Source organism: Pseudonocardia sp. D17 (genome assembly GCF_036984265.1).
Lineage (GTDB): Bacteria > Actinomycetota > Actinomycetes > Mycobacteriales > Pseudonocardiaceae > Pseudonocardia > Pseudonocardia benzenivorans.
The window spans coordinates 1-1,522 of record NZ_BPRG01000162.1 but is presented as its reverse complement, the minus strand read 5'-3'; the positions used below and the strand labels follow the sequence as shown (position 1 = coordinate 1,522).

Annotated in this window: 1 protein-coding gene; it reads left to right on the top strand. The window is 70.1% G+C overall.

Annotation, left to right across the window (positions count from 1 at the left end):
• The first annotated feature begins 257 nt into the window (after nucleotides 1–257).
• Complete coding sequence (locus PSD17_RS23605; protein ID WP_013678050.1) at nucleotides 258–1,490, top strand: IS110 family transposase; 1,233 nt, start codon at nucleotides 258–260, stop codon at nucleotides 1,488–1,490.
• Nucleotides 1,491–1,522 lie beyond the last annotated feature (32 nt).

The window sequence follows — 1,522 nt, the reverse complement described above, 5'->3', positions numbered from 1 at the left end:
GACGTCGGTCACTGGTCCACCCTCTTCTGTGCGGGGGTCATGAGGGCCTCTGTGGTAGGAAACGGTCGGGAGCCGGGGTGACGGCCCGCGTCGGTCGCCGTGAGACGGCCGCGATGACACTGCCGCCCCCGGTTCCTGCCCGGTCTGAGATCGACGACAGAGGGCTGCTGCGGTGTTGAGTGCCGGTCAGTGACCACTCGACTCGGGGCCGGGCTCTCGACCGTGTCCTGCCCACTGTGGACAGGAAGGCGACGAACGTGTCGCTGGTGGGTGCCGAGTACTTCGTGGGGATCGACTGGGCCGCGACGAACCATGCGGTATGCGTTCTCGACTCGTCCGGGCGTCGAGTCACCGGGTTCGGCGTGGAGCACACCGCGGCGGGGTTCACCGGTCTGATCCGCCGACTCGCCAAGCTGGGTGAGCCGGGCGGGGTGCCGGTGGCCATCGAGCGCCCGGACGGGCGGCTGGTCGACGCGCTGCTCGCCGCCGGCTACCCGGTGGTGGCGGTGAAGCCGAACGCGATCAAGACCTGGCGTGAGGGTGAGGTGATCTCCGGGGCGAAGTCTGATCCCGGTGACGCTCACGTGATCGCCGAGTACCTGCGTCTGCGCGCGCATCGGCTGCGGGCGGCGACCCCCCTGTCCGAGGACACCCGCGCGCTGCGTCTGGTGTCGCGCACCCGCTCGGATCTGGTCGCCGCCCGTGTCGCGGCGGGCAACCAGCTCGCCGCGCTGCTGGACACGGCCTGGCCCGGGGCGAAGGAGATCTTCGCCGAGGTGACCTCGGCGATCAGTCTGGCGTTCCTTCACCGCTATCCGACCCCCGATCATGCCGCGCACCTCGGGGAGAAGCGGATGGCGGCGTTCTGCATCAAGCACGGCTACTCCGGACGTCGCAGCCCCGCCGAGCTGCTCACCCGGCTGCGCGCCGCACCGGCCGGTGTCAGCGGCGCAGTCGTGTCCGACGCGCTGCGCGACGCCGTCCTCGCCCTGATCGCGGTCCTGACCGCGCTCAACACAGCGATCAAGGACCTCGACCGGTCCAACGCCGCGCACCTGCACGCCCACCCCGACGGAAAGGTGTTCACCAGCTTCCCCCGCGCCGGACTGGTCAACGCCGCCCAGATCCGCGCTGAGCTCGCCGAACCCGACGCCTATTCCGGACCGGATGCCATCGCTGCCCTCGCCGGGCTGGTCCCGGTCACCCGCGCGTCGGGCAAGCACCACGCGGTGAGTTTCCGTTGGGCCTGTAACAAGCGGCTGCGCGTCGCGTTGACCACCTTCGCCGACAATTCCCGCCACTCCAGTCCCTGGGCCGCCGGCATCTACCGGCGAGCTATCGCCGGCGGCAAGGACCATCCGCACGCGATCCGGATCCTCGCCAGAGCCTGGGTTCGAGTGATCTGGCGCTGCTGGAACAACGGACAGCCCTACGACCCCGCCCGCCATGGCGGGGCAGCCCGCCAACTCAACCCACCGACCGCAGCCTGACGATCTTGAGGTTGACACAGAGGGTGTCATCG